Origin of the sequence: Cellulomonas sp. ES6, from assembly GCF_030053835.1 — a bacterium.
In the GTDB taxonomy this organism is placed as follows: Bacteria; Actinomycetota; Actinomycetes; order Actinomycetales; family Cellulomonadaceae; genus Cellulomonas.
Genome location: NZ_CP125655.1, coordinates 4,008,822 through 4,025,777, shown reverse-complemented (window position 1 = coordinate 4,025,777; position 16,956 = coordinate 4,008,822). Strand labels below are relative to the sequence as shown.

The 16,956-nt window shown below is 77.6% G+C and carries 15 protein-coding genes; 4 read left to right on the top strand and 11 right to left on the bottom strand.

The window, feature by feature from the left end; all coding sequences use genetic code 11:
* Positions 1-79: 79 nt before the first annotated feature.
* Positions 80-1,144: an aminotransferase class V-fold PLP-dependent enzyme gene (locus tag P9841_RS18540; RefSeq protein ID WP_283320032.1), complete on the bottom strand. Its 1,065-nt coding sequence runs from the start codon at positions 1,142-1,144 to the stop codon at positions 80-82.
* An 81-nt stretch (positions 1,145-1,225) separates the two neighbouring features.
* On the opposite strand from P9841_RS18540, the gene P9841_RS18535 reads away from it, so the two are divergent.
* Positions 1,226-2,185 (top strand): LysR family transcriptional regulator, encoded by a 960-nt coding sequence (locus P9841_RS18535; protein ID WP_283320031.1) that lies wholly within the window; start codon positions 1,226-1,228, stop codon positions 2,183-2,185.
* A 19-nt stretch (positions 2,186-2,204) separates the two neighbouring features.
* Here the strand turns inward: P9841_RS18535 and P9841_RS18530 are convergent, their stop codons facing one another.
* From P9841_RS18530 to hflX, 3 genes are all read right to left on the bottom strand, one after another.
* Entirely contained in the window at positions 2,205-3,176 is a 972-nt protein-coding gene (locus P9841_RS18530; protein WP_255596361.1) for an L-lactate dehydrogenase, read from the bottom strand.
* A gap of 182 nt (positions 3,177-3,358) precedes the next feature.
* Positions 3,359-5,533: an ATP-dependent DNA helicase gene (locus P9841_RS18525; RefSeq protein ID WP_283320030.1), complete on the bottom strand. Its 2,175-nt coding sequence runs from the start codon at positions 5,531-5,533 to the stop codon at positions 3,359-3,361.
* 56 nt (positions 5,534-5,589) lie between these two features.
* The gene (gene hflX / locus P9841_RS18520; RefSeq protein ID WP_459349151.1) at positions 5,590-7,143 is read right to left on the bottom strand and encodes a GTPase HflX; all 1,554 of its coding nucleotides are present in this window, start codon (positions 7,141-7,143) and stop codon (positions 5,590-5,592) included.
* A 119-nt stretch (positions 7,144-7,262) separates the two neighbouring features.
* On the opposite strand from hflX, the gene P9841_RS18515 reads away from it, so the two are divergent.
* The gene (locus P9841_RS18515; protein ID WP_283320029.1) at positions 7,263-7,874 is read left to right on the top strand and encodes a class I SAM-dependent methyltransferase; all 612 of its coding nucleotides are present in this window, start codon (positions 7,263-7,265) and stop codon (positions 7,872-7,874) included.
* Positions 7,875-7,887: 13 nt separating this feature from the next.
* Here P9841_RS18515 and P9841_RS18510 read toward each other — a convergent pair whose 3' ends face one another.
* The 7 genes from P9841_RS18510 to P9841_RS18480 all read right to left on the bottom strand — a co-directional run bounded on the left by P9841_RS18510 (position 7,888) and on the right by P9841_RS18480 (position 15,681).
* Complete coding sequence (locus P9841_RS18510; RefSeq protein ID WP_283320028.1) at positions 7,888-8,301, bottom strand: thioredoxin family protein; 414 nt, start codon at positions 8,299-8,301, stop codon at positions 7,888-7,890.
* A 67-nt stretch (positions 8,302-8,368) separates the two neighbouring features.
* Positions 8,369-9,331, bottom strand: a complete 963-nt coding sequence (gene dapF, locus P9841_RS18505) for a diaminopimelate epimerase (RefSeq protein WP_283320027.1) — start codon at positions 9,329-9,331, stop codon at positions 8,369-8,371.
* Positions 9,328-10,284, bottom strand: a complete 957-nt coding sequence (gene miaA, locus P9841_RS18500) for a tRNA (adenosine(37)-N6)-dimethylallyltransferase MiaA (protein WP_283320026.1) — start codon at positions 10,282-10,284, stop codon at positions 9,328-9,330. The genes dapF and miaA overlap by 4 nt, the downstream gene beginning before the upstream one ends.
* Positions 10,281-10,445, bottom strand: coding sequence for a hypothetical protein (locus P9841_RS18495; RefSeq protein WP_283320025.1), 165 nt, complete (start codon positions 10,443-10,445; stop codon positions 10,281-10,283). Before P9841_RS18495 ends, miaA begins: the two co-directional genes overlap by 4 nt.
* 720 nt (positions 10,446-11,165) lie before the next feature.
* On the bottom strand, positions 11,166-13,181 hold the full coding sequence (locus P9841_RS18490; RefSeq protein ID WP_283320024.1) for a hypothetical protein: 2,016 nt from the start codon (positions 13,179-13,181) through the stop codon (positions 11,166-11,168).
* Positions 13,178-15,190: an ATP-binding protein gene (locus P9841_RS18485; protein WP_283320023.1), complete on the bottom strand. Its 2,013-nt coding sequence runs from the start codon at positions 15,188-15,190 to the stop codon at positions 13,178-13,180. The genes P9841_RS18490 and P9841_RS18485 overlap by 4 nt, the downstream gene beginning before the upstream one ends.
* 2 nt (positions 15,191-15,192) lie before the next feature.
* Positions 15,193-15,681, bottom strand: a complete 489-nt coding sequence (locus tag P9841_RS18480; protein WP_283320022.1) for a type III secretion system chaperone family protein — start codon at positions 15,679-15,681, stop codon at positions 15,193-15,195.
* 266 nt (positions 15,682-15,947) lie between these two features.
* On the opposite strand from P9841_RS18480, the gene P9841_RS18475 reads away from it, so the two are divergent.
* Together P9841_RS18475 and P9841_RS18470 are read left to right on the top strand one after the other, a co-directional pair.
* Complete coding sequence (locus P9841_RS18475; RefSeq protein WP_283320021.1) at positions 15,948-16,439, top strand: type III secretion system chaperone family protein; 492 nt, start codon at positions 15,948-15,950, stop codon at positions 16,437-16,439.
* Positions 16,436-16,942, top strand: coding sequence for a type III secretion system chaperone family protein (locus P9841_RS18470; protein WP_283320020.1), 507 nt, complete (start codon positions 16,436-16,438; stop codon positions 16,940-16,942). The genes P9841_RS18475 and P9841_RS18470 overlap by 4 nt, the downstream gene beginning before the upstream one ends.
* Positions 16,943-16,956: the final 14 nt, after the last annotated feature.

Below are 16,956 nucleotides of genomic sequence, written 5' to 3'. Positions count from 1 at the left end.
CTCGGCGGCGGCGCCCGCCCGGACCACCGGGCCGGGGACGCCCGCGGACGTCGACCGCCCCTCGGGCGACCCGCCGCGCTCAGGCCGCGGCGTCCCCGCCCGTCGACGTCAGCGCCGCGAGGGCGCGCGCGACGTCCTCCTCGTCGTTCCAGACGTGGAAGGCGAGCCGGACGCGCCCGGCCCGCCCGGCAACGCGGCACCCGGCCGCGCCCAGGGCGGCCAGGCGGCTGCCGTCCGGGTCCGCGAGGCTGACGACGGCGGACCCGCCGGGCTCCAGACCCAGCCCCGCGCGGAGGGCGTCCGCGAGGCCGACCCCGTGCGCCCGCACGGCGGCGGGGTCGGTCGTGGCGAACGCGTCGAGCGACTCCGCGGCACCGAGCCACGCCTGCCAGGCCGGGGAGACGTCGTACCGGCGCGCGTCGGACGCCAGGTGCATCGCGGGCCCGTAGCAGGAGGCCCACGGGTCCTCGCCGGCGTACCAGCCCGCCTGCGCGGGTCGCAGCCCGTCCTGCGCCTCCTCGCGCACGGTGAGGAACCCGGTGCCGCGCGGGGCGCAGAGCCACTTGTACGCGGCCGTGACGGACACGTCGTACCGGCCCGCGTCCACGGGGAGCCACCCGGCCGCCTGCGTCAGGTCGCACAGCGTGCGGGCACCGGCCGAGCGCGCCGCCGCGACCACGGCCTCGTCGTCGAGCACCTCCCCCGTGGCCGACTGGACCAGTGCGTAGGCCACGAGGTCCACGCCGGGCACGACCGCCTCGGCCAGCCGCGTGGCCGGCACGTGCTCGACCCGGATCCGGTCGCCCTGCGCGAGGAACGGGAACACCACGGACGTGAAGTCGCCGTCCACGCAGACGACCCGCGCGCCGTCCGGGAGGGAGCCCGCGACGAGCGACGTCATCGCCGAGACCTGCGACCCGATCGCGACGCGTGTCACGGGCACGCCCACGAGGTGCGCGAACGACGCGCGCGCGGCGCGGACGGCCGCCTCGTAGCCCGGCACGTCGAGCCGGCCGCCGCCCCAGCGGTCCAGGTCGTCCCGGAGCGCCTGCACCGTCCGCCGCGGCGCGACGCCCGCGGTCGCGGCGTTCAGGTAGCCCGGCGCGGGGTCGAAGTCGGCGCGCAGCTCGTCGAGGGATCGCATGCCGGAGACTCTGCCCGGAGACGATCATGCGGACAAGCGCCAGTTTCTCCCGTACCCATGCGTCTAGCTTATGCTCCAAGGATGTCGCCCCGACCGCTCGACGCCGCCGCCCTCCGCCTCGTCCGCGCGGTGCACGACACCGGCAGCGTGACCGCCGCCGCGCGCTCCCTCGGGCTGACGCAGCCCGCCGCCAGCCAGCAGCTCCGGGCGGTGGAGCGGGCGGTCGGCACGCCGGTCGTCGTCCGCGCGGGGCGTGGCGTGCGCCTGACGGAGGCCGGCCTGGTGCTCGCGCGGAACGCCGCCGCCGTGCAGTCGGCGCTCGACGCGACGCTGGAGGAGGTCGCGGCCGTGGCGTCGCTGCGGGCCGGGCGGGTGCGCGTCGCCGCGTTCCCCTCGGGCGCCGCCACCCTGCTGCCCGCCGCGCTCGCCGCGCTCCGTGCCGAGCACCCCGGCCTGAGCACGACGTTCGCCGAGGCGGAGCCGCCCGAGGCGCTCGCCGAGCTCGCCGCCGGCAGGGTCGACGTCGCCCTGACGTTCCGCGCCGCGGACGCCGCGCCGCCGGACGACGGGGAGGGCCGCGGCCTGCTCCGGGTGCCGCTGCTGGACGACGACGTCCTCGTGGTGCTGCCTGCCGCCGACGGCCGCCGGTCCGGGGAGCCGGTGGCGCTCGGCACGCTCGCGGACCGCCCGTGGATCGCCGGCTGCCCGCAGTGCCGCGCGCAGCTCGTGGGCGCGTGCGCGCGCGCCGGGTTCGCGCCCCGGGTGGACTTCGCCACCGACGACTACCTGGCCGTGCTCGGGCTGGTCCGCGCGGGGCTCGGGGTGGCGACGCTGCCCGGGCTCGCGCTCGCCGCCCTGCCGCACCCCGGCGTCACGGTCCACCCGGCGCGCCCCGGGACGTCGCGCGTCGTCGAGGCCGTCGCGGCACCCGGGACGGCGCGGGTCCCGGCGGTCGCCGCCGCGCTCGCCGCACTGCGCACCGCGGCCTCGGGCGTCGAGCACCCCCACGTCCGGCCGCGTGGCGCGACCGGGCGCGTCTGAGACCCGGCGCCGCGGTCGCTCAGAGCCCGAAGCGCCGCGCCACCGCCCGCAGCGACTCGGCCGAGCGCTTGAGCCCCGCGAGCTCGTCCGTCGACATCGGCACCTGGAGCCGCTCGCCCACGCCGGAGCGCCCCACCACCGACGGCACCGAGAGGCACACGTCCGAGATGCCGTGGTAGCCGTCCAGCAGCGACGACACGGGCAGGATCCGCCGCTCGTCCTTGACGATCGCCTCGATGATCCGGGACCCGGCCAGCGCCACCGCGTAGTTGGTCGCGCCCTTGCCGGCGATGATCCGGTACGCGGAGTCGACCACCTCGCGGGCGATCGAGTCGCGCACCTCGCGCGTCAGCGGCACGTGGCCGTCCATCGCGTTCCAGTCGAGCAGCGGGACACCACCGATCGTGGCGGACGACCACAGCGGCAGCTCGGTGTCGCCGTGCTCGCCCGCGATGTACGCGTGCACGTTCTGCACGGCGACGCCGGTGTACTGCGCGATGAGGTACCGCAGCCGGGAGGAGTCCAGGACGGTCCCGGAGCCGAAGAGCTGGGTCGGCGGCAGGCCGGACACCCGCAGCGCCGCGTACGTCACGATGTCGACCGGGTTGGTCACCATCACGTACACCGCGTTCGGCGCCACCTCGACGAGCGACGGCAGGATCTTCTTGACCAGCGAGATCGTGGCCTCGGCCAGGTCGATGCGGGTCTGGCCCGGCTTCTGCTTCGCCCCGGCGGTGACCATGACGACGTCCGCGTCCGCGCACGCGGCGATGTCGTCGGACCCGACCACCTCGGCCATCGGCATGAACTGGATGCCGTGGCCCAGGTCGAGCGCCTCCGCCTCCACCTTGGCCTTGTTGATGTCGTACAGCACCACGCTGCGGGCCGCGCCGCGCATCAGCGCCGCGTACGCCATGGTCGACCCGACGGCGCCCGCGCCCACGACGGCGAGCTTGGTGGTGCGGCGCGGTCCGGCGGCGGTCCCCGGCAGTCCGAGCTCGTCGCCCTCGACGTCGTTCGTCTGATCGCTCACGGCGGTCCTCCCGGTGGTGCTGGTGCTGCGTCGGCGCCGGTCGGCGCGCTGCTGCGCACGAGGCTAGCCGCCCCCGGGCCGGCTGTGCGTCCGCTCGGCTGCGACGCACGTCACGGGCCCGCGCGGGCCCGGACGCGCGATCAGGGCTGCGCGAGCCGGCGCAGCGCCCCGAGCGCGACCTCGCGGTCCGTGGTGCGCCAGAACGCCGGCAGCGACCGCGCCAGGAACTCCCCGTACCGCGCCGTGGCGAGACGCGGGTCGAGGACGGCGACGACGCCCCGGTCGTCCACGGACCGGATGAGGCGCCCGGCCCCCTGCGCGAGCAGCAGCGCCGCGTGGGTGGCCGCGACGGACATGAACCCGTTGCCCCCGGCCGCGGCGACGGCCTCGGAGCGGGCCGACCGCACGGGGTCGTCCGGGCGCGGGAACGGGATGCGGTCGATGATCACGAGCTGGTTCGCCCGGCCCGGGACGTCGACGCCCTGCCAGAGCGACAGGGTGCCGAACAGGCACGTGGCCTCGTCCTCCGCGAACCGCCGCACCAGCGTCGGGAGCTGGTCCTCGCCCTGCACGAGCACCGGGACGTCCAGCCGCTCGCGCATCGCCTCGCCGACGGCCACCGCGGCGCGGCGCGACGAGAACAGCCCGAGGGTCCGGCCGCCGGCGGCCGTGACGAGCGCCTCGATCTCGTCGAGCTGCGCGTCGGTCGCCGGCTCGCGCCCGGGGGGCGGCAGGCGGCGCGCGATGTAGAGGATGCCCTGGCGCGGGTAGTCGAACGGGCTGCCGACGTCCACGCCGTGCCAGGGCAGTGTCGCGGTCGCGGACGACCCGGTCCCCTCGGCGCCCGCCCGCCCGCGAGCGGACGCCTCCCCCGCGGACGCCGCACCCCCCGCGTCCGTCCCCTCGCTCCCGCCCGGCGCCCCGAGCACCGCCGCGGGCGTCGCCACGGAGGCCGTCGCGGCGGCCGCCTCGCCCGCCCCCTCGAGGCCGATCGCCCGCGCCATCGGCCGGAACTCCCCGCCGAGGCTGAGCGTGGCCGAGGTCAGCACGGACGCCCTCCCGGCCAGCAGGTTCGTGCGGATCAGGCCGTTCACCGCGAGGGGCGCCGCGTACAGCCGGGTCGCCCCGTCGCGCTCCCCGCGAGAGCACCACAGGACGGTGAACCGCTGGTCGTCGGGGTCCGCCGCCATCCGCTCGGCCACCTCGAACAGCGCCAGCACCGCGGACGTCGCGATCTTCAGGCCCGGGTCCGGCTGGGCGCTCTCGCCCGCGGCGGGCTTCTCCGGACGCAGGGCGGTGAGCAGCGACCGCGCGGCGTCCCGCACCATCGCCACGGTGGCGCGCGTGCCCTCCGGCAGCCCCTGGGCGAACCGGCCCTCGGGCAGCTGCATGAGGGCGGTGCCGAGCGCCGCGGCGGCACCGTCGAGGTCGGTCGTCGCGACACCGGCGTGGCGGCGCGCGATCCGCCCGGCGTGCTCGACGGTGGCCACCGACAGCTCCGCGGTCGACTGCGCCGTGACGCGGTCGGCGAGCTCGTGCGCCTCGTCGACCACGAGCACCTGGTGCTCGGGCAGCACGCCGGGCGAGCCGGACGCCGCGATCCCGAGCATCGCGTGGTTCGTCACGACGACGTCGGCGGACCGCGCCGCGGCCCGCGCGCGCTCGGGGAAGCACTCGTCGAGCACCGGGCACCGCTGCCCCAGGCACTCCAGCGCCGTCACGGAGACCTGCCGCCACGCGCGGTCACCGACGCCGGGCACCAGGTCGTCCCGGTCGCCGGTCTCCGTGGCCTCCGCCCACTCCCGCAGCCGGACCACCTGGGCCCCGAGCGACTCCTTCTCCGCGGGCTCGCCGTCCGTCGCCTCCGCGGTCGCGGGGTGGTCCGCCGCACCGCGGTCCCCCAGGTCGAACAGCATGCCCTGGTCGTCCGGCGGGTAGCCGCCCGCGGTCTTGTGCACGCAGACGTAGTTGTGCCAGCCCTTCAGCAGGGCGACCTGCGGGGGCCGCGGCAGCTCCGGGGCGAGCGCGTCCGCGACGAGCGGCAGGTCGCGCGTCATGACCTGACGCTGCAGGGCGAGCGTGGCCGTCGAGACCACGACGCGCTCGTCGGCCAGCACGGCGTGCCGGACCGACGGCACCAGGTACCCGAGCGACTTCCCGGTGCCGGTGCCCGCCTGGACCATCACGTGCCGGCCGGCCTCGATGGCGTCGGCGACCTCCCGGGCCATGCGCCGCTGGCCCTCGCGCGGCGCACCGCCGAGCGCCGCCACCGCCACGTCGAGGAGGTGGTCGACGTCCGGGGCTGGATCAGGCACCCGGACAGGGTAGTCGCGCGCGCCGACAGCCCCGCACGCGGCGTCGTCGACGGGCGTCAGCGGCCGCGGACCGCTGCGGCCGCCAGCTCGGACGCGAGGCCGGCGTCGACCCGCCCGCGCAGCGCCGTCCCGAGCTCGGTGTGCTCCTCCGCGTCGATCTCACCGGTCTCGTGCACCCGGTGGACCAGGTCGCCGCGGTCGTACGGGATCACGACGTCGACCGTGACGCCCGGGCGCGGGAGCTGGTCGGCGATGACCGCCTGGAGCTCGTCGATCCCGTCGCCGGTGTGCGCCGAGACGACGACCGCGCCGTGCTCGCGCGAGCGCAGGCGGGCGAGCGCCTCCGGCTCGGCGAGGTCGGCCTTGTTCAGCACGATGATCTCGGGCACGTCCATCGCGCCCGGGATGTCGGCGAACACGTGCCGCACCGCGGCGATCTGCCCCTCCGGGTCGGGGTGCGAGGCGTCCACGACGTGCAGCACCAGGTCAGCGTCGGCGACCTCCTCGAGCGTCGACCGGAAGGCCTCCACGAGCTGGTGCGGCAGGTTCCGGACGAAGCCCACCGTGTCCGCCAGGGTGTACACGCGGCCGTCCGCGGCCTGGGCGCGGCGCACGGTCGGGTCCAGCGTGGCGAACAGCGCGTTCTCCACGAGGACGCCGGCGTCGGTGAGCCGGTTCAGCAGCGAGGACTTGCCGGCGTTGGTGTAGCCGGCGATCGCCACCGACGGGATCGCGTTCTTCTTCCGGGACGCCCGCTTGGTCTGCCGGGCGGGCTCCATCGCGGCGATCTCGCGGCGCAGCTTGGCCATCCGGTTGCGGATGCGGCGGCGGTCCAGCTCGATCTTCGTCTCACCGGGTCCGCGGGAGCCCATGCCGGCCCCGGCGCCGCCGACCTGGCCACCCGCCTGCCGGGACATCGACTCGCCCCAGCCGCGCAGGCGCGGGAGCAGGTACTCGAGCTGCGCGAGCTCGACCTGCGCCTTGCCCTCCCGCGACTTGGCGTGCTGGGCGAAGATGTCGAGGATCAGGGCGGTCCGGTCGACGACCTTCACCTTGACGACGTCCTCGAGCGCGCGGCGCTGCGAGGGCGCCAGCTCCCCGTCGACGACGACGGTGTCCGCGCCGACGGCCAGGACGACGCCCGCGAGCTCCGCGGCCTTGCCGGACCCGAGGTACGTGCCGGGGTCGGGCGTGGACCGGCGCTGCAGCAGCCCGTCCAGCACCTCGGAGCCGGCCGTCTCGGCGAGCGCCGCGAGCTCCCGCAGCGAGATCTCGGCGGTCTCCTGCGTCGTGCCCGGGCCGCCCCAGAGGCCGACGAGCACCACGCGCTCCAGCCGGAGCTGCCGGTACTCGACCTCGGTGACGTCCTGGAGCTCCGTCGAGAGCCCCGCCACCCGGCGCAGCGACGTGCGCTCCTCGAGGTCGAGCTGCTCCCCGTCGTGCGCGGTGTGGACGGTCGCGCCGTCCTGGAGCGCCGTGCCCGCCCGGGCCAGCACGCGTGCGACGACGTCGTCGGCGACCCGCTGGGCGTCCCGCGCGGCCTGCTGCGGGTCCCCCGGTGCGTCCGTGACGTCCTGCTCGCGGGTCGGGGGGGTCTGGGGATCGGTCACGCGCGTCCTTCGGTGTCGGCGACGGGCGTCCGTCGTCGGCGCCCGGTGTCCAGTGTCGCGCGCCCCAGGGGGCCGCGCGAGGCAATTCGCCACCGGCGGACGCCGGTAGGGTCGCGGACGTGAGCCCCGAGCACTACTTCACGGCCGAGCCCGCGTCGGACGGCGAGCTCCGGCGCCGCACCGTGCACCTGGCCGGCCGGGACCTGGACGTCGGGACGGCGGGCGGCGTGTTCTCCCCGGACCACCTCGACGCGGGGACCGAGGTGCTGCTGCGCCACGTGCCCGCGCCGCCCCGCGCCGGCGACCTGCTGGACCTCGGGTGCGGGTGGGGGCCGGTCGCGCTGAGCCTCGCGCTGGCGTCCCCCGCGGCCCGCGTGTGGGCGGTCGACGTCAACGAGCGCGCCCTCGACCTCACGCGCCGCAACGCGGCGGCGCACGGGCTCGCCGGGGTGCGCGCGGTGCGCCCCGAGGACGTCCCGGACGACGTGCGGTTCGCGGCGATCTGGTCGAACCCGCCGATCCGGGTGGGCAAGGAGACCCTGCACGCGATGCTCCGCCAGTGGCTGCGCCGGCTCGTCCCCGGTGGTGAGGCGTACCTGGTCGTCGCCAAGAACCTCGGGTCGGACTCCCTGCTGCGCTGGCTGGGCGAGGAGCTGGGGGGCGAGGCGGACGTCGACCGCGTCGCCACGTCCCGGGGCTTCCGGGTGCTGCGGGTGGTCGCCGCGGGCTGACCGGCGGCCGGCGTCAGCCGGCGACGGCGGCCACCGCCGCACGGGCCTGCGCGAGCGACGGCACGCCGGTCACGCGCGCCACGGGCCGCCCGCCGCCGTCGAGCAGCACGACCGTCGGCGTCCGCGTCACCGCGAACCGCTCGGCGAGGTCGGCCCGGTCCGCGACGTCGACCTCGACGTGGGCGACGCCCTCGGTCGTCGCGACGACGCGCTCGAGGATCCGGCGGGTCGCGCGGCACGGGGCGCAGAACGCCGACGAGAGCTGCACGAACGTGGCCGCGGCACCGAGCGGGTGGCGCAGCGCGCCCGCGTCGAGGGGCTGCCCCGCCGCGTCCGCCGCGGTGGCGCCAGGCGGGAGCGCGCCGGACGGCGGCAGCACTTCACGCGCCGGCGTGTCGGCGTCACGCGGCCGGGGATCGGGGGTCACGGAGTCGGAACGCCTCGTCGCCGCCGTGGTGTTCCCGGACGGCCGGCGCCCGGTCCTGCGCCCGTGCTCAGCCCGCGAGCGCCGCGACGTCGACGTCGACGTCCGCGACGAGCACCGCGGGCCCGGCGAGCTCGACGTGGCCGTCCGCGAGCGCCGTGACCCGCACCGTGCCGCCGGGGACGTCGACCAGCCACACGTCGGGCGCCTGCGGCCCGGCCCACGTGCGCACGGCGAGCGCCGCGGCGCAGGCGCCGGTGCCGCAGGACCGGGTCTCCCCCACGCCCCGCTCGTGCACCCGCATCCGGAGGCGTCCCAGCACGGTGCCGTCGGCGTCCCGCTCCTCGCCGAGGGGCACGACGAGCTCGACGTTGGTGCCGTGCGGCGGCACCGGCTCGACGGCCGGCGCCCGCGTGAGGTCGGCGTCGTCCAGCTCGGCGTCCCCGGCGAGCGCGAGCACGGTGTGCGGGTTCCCGAGGTCGACGCCGAGCGCCGGCCGGGGCACGTCGAGTCCGGCCACCGCGACCTGGGCGTCGAAGCCGGCGGACGCCGCCCCGGTGCCGCCCGGCAGGCGCCACGCGCCCATGTCGACGGCGTACCAGAGCTCGCCGGCCGGCCCCTCGACCTCGCGGACGCGGCGGACGCCGGCGCGCGTGCCGAGCACGAGCTCGCCCTCCGCGGGGTCCCAGAGCCCGAGCGCCCGCGCGTAGGCCGCGACCACCCGGACACCGTTGCCGCACATCTCCGCCACGGAGCCGTCGGCGTTGCGGTAGTCCATGAACCACGTGGCGGCGGGGTCCTCGGCGAGCACGGCGACACCCTCGGGCAGGTCGCCGCTGGCGACCAGCCGGATCACGCCGTCCGCCCCCACGCCCGCGCGCCGGTCGGCGAGCGCCCGGACGAGCGCCGCGTCGAGGTCGACGCCGTCGCGGCCGTCCAGCAGCACGAAGTCGTTCTGGGTGCCGTGCCCCTTGGTCGCGTGCAGCACCCGGGAGGAGGTGGCGGTCGCGGGCGCGGCGGTGGGGACGGTCATGAACCCAGACTACGGCGGGGCGCCGGGTCGGCCGTGGCGAGGCCGAGCTCACCGGCGTCCGCGGCCGCCACCAGGGCGAGCGCGCGCTCCGGCAGGTCCGGGTCCTGGGCGTCCAGCCAGTGCACCCGGGGGTCGCGCCCGAACCACCCCATCTGCTTGCGGGCGAGACGCCGCGTCCCGGCGACGACCTGCGCGCGGGCCTCGTCCAGCGTGATCTCGCCCCGCAGCGCCGCGATCACCTCCGCGTACCCCACGGCGCGGGCCGCGGTCCGGCCGATCCCGCTCTTCACGAGCCCGCGCACCTCGTCGACGAGCCCGGCCGCCCACATCCGGTCGACCCGGGCCTCGACCCGCGCGTCGAGCACCCCCCGGTCGCAGTCGAGCCCGATCTGCACCGCCGGGACGGCGTAGTCGTGCCCCGGCAGGTTCGCGGAGTACGGCCTGCCGGTCAGCGCGACCACCTCCAGCGCGCGCACGATCCGCCGGGCGTTGCGCGGTCCGATGCTGTCCGCCGCCACGGGGTCGACGGCCGCCAGCTCCGCGTGCAGCGCGCGGGCACCCTCCGCCTCGACGCGGGCCTCGAGCCGGGCGCGGACCTCCGGGTCGGTGCCCGGGAACTCGATGCGGTCGAGCAGGGCCCGGACGTAGAGCCCCGAGCCGCCGACCACGACGGGCCGCCGGCCGCGCGCCCCGATGTCGGCCACGGCCGCGCGGGCGTCGCGCTGGTAGGCGGCGACGCTCGCGTCCTCCGTGGGGTCCAGCACGTCGAGCAGGTGGTGCGGGACGCCGCGGCGCTCGGCCGGCGCCAGCTTCGCGGTGCCGATGTCCAGCCCCCGGTAGAGCTGCAGCGCGTCGGCGTTGACGACCTCGCCCCCGAGGCGCTCCGCGAGCGCCAGGCCGAGGTCGGACTTGCCGGTGGCCGTCGGGCCGACGACAGCGACGACGAGGGTCACGGGGCCTCCTGCGCGGCAGGGTGCCCGGCCGCGTGCCCGGCCGGGTGCCAGGCCGCGACGACGTGCCACGCGCCCGCGACGACCTCGGCCCGCGGCCCGGACACCCGCACGGGCCCCTCCGCCGCGGCGGCGGCCGCGCGCCACGTCGGCCACGCGGACACCGCGAGCTCGCGGGCCGCCCGCGGGCCGAGCGCGTCCAGCGCCTGCGCCAGCGCCGCGGGACCGCCGGCCAGCCCGGCCAGCAGCGCGGCGTCGGCGTCCGCCGCGCGGGGTCCTCCGCCAGCGGCGCCGCGTCGCCGTGCCGGGCGCTCGGCGAGCCGACCACGACCAGCAGCACCACCCCCGCCGGGACGTCCGGGACGCCCCGGACGTCCGGCGCGTCGCCGCCGGGGTCGCGCGGGAGCTCGACCACGTCGACGGCGGCCGTCACGCCGGAGGCGCGCAGCAGCGTCAGCGCGACCGACGCCGGCACGTCGGCGCGGCGGGCGGCGGGCCCGGACGGTGCGTCCGCACCCGCACCGAGGCCGGCCGCACCGAGGCCGGTCGCGACCGGGTGGCGCAGCGTCCGGTGCGCGTGCCCCGGTGCGACGACGAGCACCGGGGCGGACGCGGCCCGCCCGGCCGGCACGCCGGCAGCCCGCCCGGCCGGTACGCCGGTCGCCGGATCGGCGGGCACGCCGGCGGCCGGATCGGCGGGCACGTCAGGCGTCAGGCCGGGAACCGCCGCGCCGAGCAGCGCGAGCGCCTCCTCGCGCAGCGCGGACGCGGGGTCCTCCCGGCCGGCCGCGCCGGGGACGAGCAGCGCCGTGTCGGGCAGGAACACCACGGCCGGTCGCACCCCCCGACCGTATCCCGCCGCCCGGCGTCCGCGCGGCCCCGGCTCAGGACGTCAGCGAGCGCGCGAGCTCGTCGGCCCGGGCGTCCTGCCCGGAGCGGCGCAGCACGTCGACCAGGTCGTTCGCGGCCTCGCCCCGCGGGCCCCGCTGCCGGGCGGCGGTGAAGCCCTCGACGGCGGACTCCAGGTGCCACACGGCCTCGTCGACGCGGCCGAGCCCGTCGTGCAGGCGACCGGCCAGCCAGAAGGCGTGCGCGGCGTCGGCAGGCGCACCGAGCGCGGCGTACGCCTCGGCGGCCCGCTGCGCACGTGCCGCGGCGTCCTGCGCGCGGCCGTCGCCGCCGAGCGTGGCCAGCAGCCGGGCGGCGGCGTCCTCCAGGTCGGCCGCGGCGCGGCGGTCGGCCGCCTGCTCCCGCGCGACCAGGGCCTCCGCGCGGTCCTCGTCCGCGGAGGGCGGTGCGTCCAGGCGCGCGGCGAGAGCCGCGGTCAGGTCGTCCGTCTCGCTCAGCACGGCGGCGGCGTCGCCGGTGGCGGCGGCCGCGCGCGCCCACTGCACGACCACCGGGGCGAGCGCCGCGGGCGGCAGGCCCCCGGCGCGCAGGCGCGGGATCGCCGCGGCGTAGCCCGCCGACGCCCCGTCGTCGTCGCCGAGCACCTGGGCGCAGTGCGCGGCCTCGGCGTAGGCGAAGCCGGAGTCCGCGAGCAGCCCCGCGTGCTCGGCCGCGACGGCGGCGTCGAGGTACGCGGCGGCGGCCGCCTCCGGGTCTCCCGCCGCGACGAGGCGCTCGGCCTCCGCGACGAGCGCGTCGGGGGCGGCGTGCTGCGCGTGCGTCCCCCGACCCGCGCCGTGCGCGCCGACCTCGTCCACGGGTGCGGGGTCCGGGTCACCCGCCGGTGCGCCGGCCGGTGACCCGGCGCCCGCGGCACCGGCCCCCGTGGCACCGGCGCTCCCGAGCCCGCGCGGCAGCACGTCGAGGTCCAGCACGTCGTCGGCGGGCTCGGTCCGCCACGCCCGTTCGACCGCCTCGGACTCCGACGGCGTCCCGTTGCGGGCGTCGAACCGCGCGGCGAGCTCCGCCGCCTGAGCGCGCAGCCAGTCGTCGAGCTCGGCGACGGTCGCGGCCGGGACCCGGTCCAGACGCAGCGGGTGGTCGCCGTGCTCCGGGCGCAGCACGTGGGTCGCCGCCCCGACGAGGCGCGAGAACGCCAGGCGCGAGTACGGGGTGTCCCCGCCGGTCAGGTACTGCTGGTCCGCCTCGATCGCGCGCAGCGTCCGCTCGGCCTGCCCGCCGCGGGCGAGCAGCCGGATGCGCCGGCCGCGGGCGCCGACCATGTCGGACTCCGCCTCGGCCAGCGCGGCGACGGCCCGCCGGTGGGCCCGGGCGGCGTCGCGGGGGCGGCCCGTGTCCAGGTAGGCCTCCGCGAGGTACGACAGCATGTCGGCCGGCTCGGACGCGCACGACGGGTCCTGCGCGAGCGTCTGCTCGATCAGGCGGATGCCCTCGGGGACCCGGTCCGTCGCGAGCAGCCACGCCGCGCGGTCGCCGGGGTCGCACGCCTCGCACTGGGACCAGTCGTCCCGCGGCGTGGCGACCCACGCCTGGTACGCCGCCTCCGCGTCGGCGGCGCCCCGCTGGCGCGCCCACGCGAACCGCTCGTACGCGACGGCGTCCATGCCGTTGCCGGCGAGCGCGTAGCGACGCTCCATGTCGGCGAGCGTCCGGTCGATCTGCTCGGCGGGCACCGTCGGGAAGTCCGCGAGCGCGCTGACCATCCACTTGAACGACCAGAACAGCGCGTGCCGGTCCTGCGCGTCGAAGTGCTCCGGGTGCTCGTCCCACCAGCGCAGCAGCCGGGCGAACGCGACGAACGACCGGTCCACCTCCCCGCCCCACTGGTAGGCCTCGACGAGCGTGCTCAGCGCGTACGCCCGGGCGGCGTCCGGGCCCTCGGCGTCGACCAGCCGCACCTGCCGCTCGGCGGCCTGCGTCCGGGCGAGCCCGTACGGCATCTGCCGCACCCGGGTGATCTCGCGGTTGGCGTCGTCCAGCGTGCGGGTCACGCGCGCTCCTGTCCTGCCGGTCCCCCGGCGTCCTGGTCGTCCCGGTGGTCCCGGTGGTCCCGGCCGGGGACGTCGGTCCCCCGGCCGGCCGCGCCGCCGAGCCCGGCGCGCAGCAGCACCGCCAGGGACCCGGTCATGAGCTCGGACTCCCGGGCGCGCAGCGGCTCGCCGGCCAGCAGCAGCGCCGAGACGTACAGCGACCGGACCCCGGCCGCCGCGACCTCGCCGGGCGGGGCCGCCAGCAGGTCCCGGACCACCGGGCTCGCGTCGTTGAGCACGAGCCGGCGGGCGGGCGCGGGCTCGGCGAACCCGGCGAGCACGTCGCTCCACACGTCGTCGGCCTCGGCCATCGCCGCGTGCAGGTCGCGCTGGTGGTCGCCGTCCCGGTCGTGCAGGAGCACGGCCGGCAGGTCCGCCGGCTCGAACGTGCGCAGCAGGACGTCGCAGTCCTGGGGGCGCAGCACCGCGCCCGCCGCGCGCACGGCGTCGAGCGTCTCCAGCTCCCGCTCCGGCGCCGGCGCGGCGAGCACCTGGGCGATGTCACCCGCCCCGAGGGGGCGCACCTCGACGCCGAGGCGGTTGCGCCCGGAGAGCCGTGCCAGCAGGTCGGCGTCGTAGACGTAGCCGGCGTTCACGACCGCCACGCCCTGCGCCCGCGCGACGGGGGCGATCCGCCGGTAGTCCTCCAGCGTCGGGGCGAACACGACCCGGCCGTGCTCCTGCGCGACCTCGGCCAGGGTCAGCGTCCCGTCCGTCGTCTCGTAGGGCAGGATCCGCGCCGCGAGGTCGAGCATCGTGTCGTCCGTGAGCGCGAGCGACCGCACCGCCAGGTGGTGCGTGGCGACGAACTGCCGCGCGAGCGCCGTCCCCGACTCGAGCGTGCGCAGGGTCCAGTCCCGGACCTGCCCGGCGAGCGCCTCCTGCGTCGCGAGCAGCACCTCGTCGGTGTAGAGCTGCTCGCGCGACGCGGTGGGCCGCAGCGCGGAGGCGTCGATCGCGCAGCGCACGAAGAACGCCCACTCGGGCAGCAGCCCCTCCACGCGCGCGCCCAGCAGCATCCGCTTCACGGAGACGCGGTGCGTGCCGCCACCGCCCGGCGGCACCGCGGCCGGCAGCACGAACGCGACGCCGGTGACCCCCGCGAGGGGCACCTCCAGGTCGAGGTGCGCCAGCGGCGTGAAGCCGAAGGTCTGCTCGCAGTACCGCTCCAGCGCGCGGGTGCGCGCGGCGTCGTCGGCGTGCGTCCGCGCCCACGGCAGGTCGGGGACGGTGACACGGCGCCACGCGTGCCCGGGTCGCGCCCCGCCGTCCGCGAGCACCCGCGTGCGGGTGGCGGGGTCACCGTCGACCGCGCCCGCCCCGACCGCGCCGCCCGCGCCCGTCGTGCCGGGCCCGCCGAGCGGCACCTCCACCGCCACGTCCACGGGCAGCAGCGACCCGAACTCCGCCGCGAGCGCCGCCACGGTCTCCCCCGCGAGCCAGTGCTCGAGGTCCCGGCGCGGCCGCAGCAGCACCGTGCTCCCGGGCGGCAGGTCCGCCGCGGGCAGCTCCGCCAGGTCGTACGAGCCGTCCGCGCGCCCGAGCCAGCGGATCGCGGCGGCACCCGGGTCCCGGGCGGACCGCGACACCAGCTCGATCTCGTCGGCGACCATGAACGCGGACAGCAGGCCGATGCCGAACTGCCCCAGGAACTCCTCCCGGCCCAGCCCGAGGTCGAGGTCCCGCTTGGACGACCGGCCGACGGTCGCCAGCAGCTCCTCGGCCTCCGCGCGGGTCAGGCCGACGCCCGAGTCCACCACCGCCAGCGACCCGTCCGCCAGCGGCCGCAGCCGCACGGTCGCCGGGCACGCCGGGTCCACCGCACGCCGCGCCGTGATGGCGTCGACGCCGTTCTGCAGCAGCTCGCGCACGTACACGCGGGGGCCGGAGTACAGGTGCCGGGCGAGCAGGTCGACGACGCCGTGGAGGTCGACCTGGAACGCCCGGCCGGTGGTGGGCTCGAGCGGCACGGTCACTCCGCCTCGAGCTCCGCCTTCGCCGTGGCGGCCTGCTCCGGGAACTGCTCGTCGAGGTGCTCGAACAGGCTCAGGGCGGTGGTGATGCCGCACGCGAGGTGCAGGTCGAGCTGCTCGTCCGTCAGCCCGTGCTCGTAGTCGACGGTGTGCTCGGCGTAGACGCCGACGACCTCGCCCTCGGGGCGGACGTAGCCCTTCGGCCAGAGCTTCTCGGAGTTCCAGCTGTTGACGAGGTCGACGACGCGCGCGTACTCGTCGACGGAGACCTTCCGGTTCCAGCGGCCGCGGACCTGCAGGTACTCCTGCTGGCCCCCGAGGCGGAAGAAGTAGAACAGGTGCCCGTCCCAGTAGCCGCCGATGTCGCCGTCGTCGTCGACCCCGTAGCGCATGTCCCGGGCGTCCAGCACGGCCGTGATCCGGTCGTGCGTCAGCGCCTCGGTGGCGGGCGCCGAACCCGTGGCCTCCGGCTTGGTGAAGAACCCCATGTCCGTCCTCAGTCTCGTGCGGCGCCCGTCGGCGCCGCTGCTTGGCGTCGGTGCAGGTGGTGGCCGCGCCGCCCCTGCCCGATCGAGCCTAAGCCCACTCGCCGCGGCGTGCGGCGGCCCGCCCACGCCCGCGGGTGCGATCCCTGGCGTCGTCGGCGGCCCCGGGTAGGGTTTCCGGCATGGGTCTGTTCCGGAATCGCCGGTCGCGCCGCGACCCGGACCGGCCGGGTCCTGCGCCGCAGCCCGGGGGGCGTCCCGGTGCGCCCGTGGCAGGTCGCGGCGGGCGCCCGGCGGGGGCTGGTGCCGCGGTCACCGTCGACGACGGCCGGCCCACGCCGCTGACGCCCGAGCGGGTGCAGCGGTGGTTCGAGGAGCACGACTTCCACTACTTCGTCGACAACGACGGCGACCTCGGCGGCCTGTGGCGGGGACGGCTGTTCTACTTCTTCCTGTTCGGCGACCAGCAGGAGATCCTCCAGGTCCGCGGGCAGTGGAACCGGGAGATCGCGATCGAGCGCCTCGAGGAGGTGCTCGACGCCTGCACCGAGTGGAACGCCGAGCGGATCTGGCCGAAGGCGTACGTGCGGGTCCGCGACAACGGCATGGTCCACGTCGTCGCGGAGGTCTCCACCGACCTCGAGCACGGCGCGACCGACGAGCAGCTCAGCCAGCTGCTGTTCTGCGGCGTCTCGACGTCCAGCACGTTCTTCGACGCGATCGACGAGCTGTACCCGGACCCCGCGGCGGCGGCACCGTGACGGCGCGCACGCCGGGGTGGCTCTCCCGCGTCCTCGCGCCGCGCACGCCGCAGGGCACCGGTGAGCGGCGGGTCGCCCCGCAGGCCCGGCCCACGCCGCTCACCCGCGACCGCGTCGCGGCGGCGCTGTCCGCGCGGGGCTACCACTTCCGCGTGGACGAGGACGGCGACCTGACCGGCGTCTGGAACGACTCGCGGTTCTGGTTCCTGCTGCTCGGCGAGCACGAGGAGATCCTGCAGGTCCGGGGCCGGTGGCACCGCCAGCTCCCGGTGGACGGCCGGCGGGCCGTCGCGCTCGCCCTGAACGACTGGAACCGCGAGCGCATCTGGCCGAAGCTCTACCTCCGCGAAGAAGAGGGCCAGGTCGCGGTGTACAGCGAGGTGTCGACCGACCTGGAGCACGGCGTCACGGACGAGCAGCTCGACCAGCTCGTGTCGTGCGGCCTCGGCACCGGGGTGCAGGCGTTCGCGTCGTTCGAGACGCTGCTGCCGCCGCAGGTCTGACACCGCGCGCAGTA